Genomic DNA, 4,023 nt, shown 5'->3' with positions numbered 1-4,023 from the left:
GGCGGCGCCGGTCGGCCAGCCGGGAGAGGCGGCGGCGGTAGGCGTCGTCGTCGCGCACGGCGAGCGCGGTGGAGGTGGCGGAGGCGACGGCGGACATCACGGCCGCGACGGCGACCGCGGTCTCGGGGGCCGCGGCGCCCCGGCCGTCCGGGATGAGCCACAGGGCGATGAGCAGCAGTGAACCGTTGAGGAAGAAGACGAGCGCGCCGAGGACGAGGGCGGGGACGATGAGCAGGGCCCGCACCAGGACGGGCCAGACCAGCGCGGAGAGCAGTCCGAAGGCGCCCGCGCCCCAGGCCGCGGTGAAGGCGGTCTTGGTGGTGCTGTCGCCGTCGGGGGACTGGAGCCGGAAGTCGGGGAGGATGCCGGCGAGCGCGAGCATGGTGAGCGTCGAAACGGCCCAGACCGCGATCACACGCATCAGCGCGGCGCCGGTCCGCCGCCATCGTCCGTCGCCCACGCCGTCGTCACCTCACGTCCGGGCCCTGCCGTTCCGGGCCCTGCCACAGGATTTCACAGCGGGTCGGACGGCCCTGCGGCCGGTCAGCAGCCGTCGTATCCGGCGGTCGGCATGGAGAGGCGGCGGTGCACGCCCGCCTTGCCGTCGGCGGTGTAGAACGGCTCGGCGAGTCCGGCGATCTCCAGGCGTACGCCGCGCCTCTCGCACTCGGCGGTGAACTCGGGCACCGAGGCGAGGGCGCTGGAGAGGACCCGGTCGCAGGGGGCGACGAACAGCTCGACCTCGCCGCTCTCGATGTCGGACCAGAGCGCCGGGTGGTCGGGGCGCAGACCGTAGAGACGCAGCTGCCGGGTGACGACATAGCCCTGGTCGGCGGCCCAGCGGGCGCACATGGCGTGCTGGCCCCGGGTGTCCACGAGGAACGGATCGCTGTCCAGTTCCTCCAGCGGCGTCAGGCTGGCGATGGCCGCCACGCGTACGTCCCCCATGGCCCCTCCTTCTCCCCGTGCTCGTCCTGTTCCCGACCCTATGTGCCCGTACGTGCGGGCCGAGGGAGCGTTCCGGGGCGGTGAGGGGGCGCACGGGGGCACGGGCCCTGGCCGGTGATCCACAGGTGCGCCGGGGTGCGCGGGCCGCCCGGTATGACTGGCCGTAGGCTCATCCGGGCAGGTGTGGAGGGGTCCGAAGGGTCCGGTGAGCAGGAGGAGGCGTCGTGCCGGTGGAGATCACCTGGTGGGGCCATGCCACGTGCACGATCGAGGACTCCGGGGTCCGTTTCCTCACCGATCCGCTGTTCGTACGGCGCTTCGCGCATCTGCGGCGGCGCCGCGGCGAGCTGCCGGGCCCGGACGCTGCCGTGGCCGACGCGGTCCTCATCTCGCATCTGCATTCCGACCATCTCCACCTGCCGTCGCTGGCGCGTGTCGCCCCGGGGGCGCGGGTGGTCGTGCCCCGCGGTTCGGTGCGGTCGGTGCCGGGGCTGCGGCTGCTGCGCCGGGCACGAGGTCTGCGGATCACCGAGGTGGTCGCGGGCGACGAGGTGGCGGTGGGCGGGGTACGGGTCCGGGCGGTCCCGGCGCTGCACGACGGCCGGCGCCTGCCGCTGGGCCCGCACCGCTCGCCCGCGCTCGGTTACGTGGTGGAGGGCGCGGCACGTACGTACTTCGCCGGGGACACCGGGCTCTTCGAGGACATGGCGGGGGCGGTCGGCCCGGTGGACGTGGCGCTGCTGCCGGTCGGCGGCTGGGGGCCCTACCTGGGCCACGGGCACCTGGACGCGGGGCGCGCGGCCCAGGCGCTGACCCGGCTGCGGCCGCGCGCGGCGGTGCCGGTGCACTACGGCACGTACTGGCCGATCGGGATGGACGGGGTCCGGCCGCACGAGTTCCACGCGCCGGGCGAGGAGTTCGTGCGCAAGGCGGCGCTGGTGGCGCCGGAGGTCGCGGTGCACCGGCTGGCGCACGGCGAGCGGGTGCGGCCGGAGGGCTGCGCGTGATCGAGTTCCTGCGCCAGGCGGCGCAGCTGCCCGCCGAGTCGACGCAGCAGGCGGTCGGCTATCCGTCGCTCTTCCTGCTGGTGGCGCTGGGTGCGCTGGTGCCGGTGGTGCCGACGGGCGCGCTGGTGAGTTCGGCGGCCGTGGTGGCGTTCCACCAGTCGTCGCCGTTCTCGCTGCTGGTGGTGTTCGCGGTGGCGTCGTCGGCGGCGTTCCTCGGGGACATATCCCTGTACTGGCTGGGGCAGCGCGGGGTGCGGTCGAAGAACGGCTCGCGGTGGCTGCGGGCGATCCGGGACCGGGCGGCGCCGGAGCGGCTCGAGCAGGCGCAGCACAAGCTGGACGAGCACAAGGCCACGGTCCTGGTGCTGTCCCGGCTCGTGCCGGCCGGCCGGATCCCGGTGATGCTGGCCTGCCTGCTGGGCCGGATGGAGCTGCGGCGGTTCGCCCGGGGCGATGTGCCGGCGTGTCTGGCGTGGGCGGCGACGTACCAGCTGATCGGCATCCTGGGCGGTTCGCTGTTCCCCGAGCCGTGGCAGGGGGTGGTCGCGGCGGTGGGCCTGACGCTGGTGGTCAGCGGGGCGCCCGCGGTGTGGCGCCGGACGCGGGCGTGGTGGGCGCGGTGACGCCGGCCGGCTCCAGCAGGCGGGAGCCCCCGATGGGCAGGTCCCAGAGCCGGTCGCGGGGGTGCCCGGCGCGCTGCCAGGCGGTGCGCAGCCGGCTGAGCGGTTCGTGGACCGGCTCGGCGGACAGCAGGAAGGTGGCCCAGTGCATCGGGGCCATGGCGCGGGCGCCGAGGTCTTCGTACGCCCGCACGGCCTCCTCCGGGTCCGTGTGGACGTCGCCGAGCCACCAGCGGGGGTCGTAGGCGCCGATCGGCAGCAGGGCGAGGTCGATGCCGGGGTGGCGGCGGCCGATCTCGGCGAACCAGTGGCCGTATCCGGTGTCCCCGGCGAAGTAGATCCGGCTGCCGTCCCCCGGCCCGGTGGTGTCCTGGACGACCCAGCCGCCCCACAGCGAGCGGCAGGTGTCGGTGAGGGTGCGCCTCGACCAGTGGTGGGCGGGTACGAAGTCGAAGCGGACGCCGTCCAGCCGGGCGGACTCCCACCAGTCGAGCTCGGTGACCGTGCCGAAGCCCCGGCGGCGGCACCACTGGCCGAGTCCGGCCGGGACGAACAGCGGGGTGTCCCGGGGCAGCCGGCGCAGGGTGGGGGCGTCCAGGTGGTCGTAGTGGTTGTGGCTGATGACGACCGCGTCGATCGGCGGCAGGTCCGCCCAGCGGACCCCGACCGGTGTGACGCGGGCCGGGGTGCCCAGGATGCGGCGGGACCAGACGGGGTCGGCGAGGACGGTGAGGCCGCCGGTGCGGATGATCCAGCTGGCGTGCCCGGCCCAGGTGACGCACGCGGCGCCCGCCGGGACGGGCGGCAGGGGCTGGGGGGCGTACGGCAGGCGGTGGATGTGGCGCAGGCCCTCCGCGTTGGGCCGGATGGCGTGCTCGCGGGCCAGCCGGGACATGCCCCGGACGCCGGGGAGCGGGGCGGTGAGCCGGTCGGCGAAGCTGCGGGGCCAGGTGCGCACCTCGCCGAGGGGGTGCGGGGTGACGACCTCGCCGCAGGACACGGGGGGTGCGACCGGGGTCTCGGTCTGGTCGGTCATCGGGGCTCCCGTCCAGGAGGGCGCCGGCGCGGTGGGTCAGCGCGGTGCGTCGAGGGCTGCTCGGAAAATGCTCAGCGCTTCCGCGATGTGCGGCAATTCGAGCGGGTCCGGGGCGGTGAGCGCTTCGGCCTGCCGCTCCGGGTCCGTGCCGAGGAGTGAGCCGGTGCCCAGGCGGACCCGGAGCGCGCCGAGTTCGTCGCCGAAGCGGTGGCCGCCGGGGGCGGGGGTGCCGAGCCGGGCGGACAGGTACTCCTCCAGTTCGAGCGAGTCGCTGACGCCCCGGGCGGCGAGCCGGGAGCGGAGCGGGCCGAGGTCCGCGTAGAGATGGCGGCCGGCCTGCGGGGGCCGGGCGAGGGCGCCCCAGCCGAGGACGGCGCGGTGCGCCTCGGTGGCGAGCCGGGCGTGCAGGGCG

General features: G+C 75.6%; 5 protein-coding genes and 1 pseudogene. 2 read left to right on the top strand and 4 right to left on the bottom strand.

The annotated features are described in order from the left end of the window. The coding region (locus G3I41_RS07985; protein WP_164399599.1) for a phage holin family protein at nt 1-460 on the bottom strand (460 nt) is incomplete at its 3' end. An 83-nt stretch (nt 461-543) separates the two neighbouring features. After that, nucleotides 544-948, bottom strand: coding sequence for a hypothetical protein (locus G3I41_RS07980; RefSeq protein ID WP_164399598.1), 405 nt, complete (start codon nt 946-948; stop codon nt 544-546). A 224-nt stretch (nt 949-1,172) separates the two neighbouring features. Here G3I41_RS07980 and G3I41_RS07975 point away from each other — a divergent pair, with 224 nt between their 5' ends. Next, nucleotides 1,173-1,955 carry an MBL fold metallo-hydrolase gene (locus tag G3I41_RS07975; RefSeq protein WP_164399597.1) on the top strand — a complete coding sequence of 261 codons (783 nt, stop codon included), beginning with the start codon at nt 1,173-1,175 and terminating at the stop codon, nt 1,953-1,955. Continuing rightward, nucleotides 1,952-2,578, top strand: coding sequence for a VTT domain-containing protein (locus tag G3I41_RS07970; RefSeq protein WP_164399596.1), 627 nt, complete (start codon nt 1,952-1,954; stop codon nt 2,576-2,578). Before G3I41_RS07975 ends, G3I41_RS07970 begins: the two co-directional genes overlap by 4 nt. Here the strand turns inward: G3I41_RS07970 and G3I41_RS07965 are convergent. Both G3I41_RS07965 and G3I41_RS07960 read right to left on the bottom strand, forming a co-directional pair. After that, nucleotides 2,526-3,611: an MBL fold metallo-hydrolase gene (locus G3I41_RS07965; RefSeq protein ID WP_164399595.1), complete on the bottom strand. Its 1,086-nt coding sequence runs from the start codon at nt 3,609-3,611 to the stop codon at nt 2,526-2,528. The genes G3I41_RS07970 and G3I41_RS07965 overlap by 53 nt on opposite strands. Before the next feature lie 36 nt (nt 3,612-3,647). Continuing rightward, a pseudogene (locus G3I41_RS07960) lies at nt 3,648-4,023 on the bottom strand (pyridoxal phosphate-dependent aminotransferase); the annotation flags it as partial.

It is taken from the genome of Streptomyces sp. SID9727 (assembly GCF_010550605.1).
In the GTDB taxonomy this organism is placed as follows: domain Bacteria; phylum Actinomycetota; class Actinomycetes; order Streptomycetales; family Streptomycetaceae; genus Streptomyces.
Note: the sequence above shows the minus strand (reverse complement) of the source record. Positions and strands in the feature narration are given on the sequence as shown.

Coding starts and splice junctions, on each gene's coding strand:
- G3I41_RS07980 (WP_164399598.1), bottom strand. CDS start 948: ATGGGGGACGTACGCGTGGCGGCCATCGCCAGCCTGACGCCGCTGGAG.
- G3I41_RS07965 (WP_164399595.1), bottom strand. CDS start 3,611: ATGACCGACCAGACCGAGACCCCGGTCGCACCCCCCGTGTCCTGCGGC.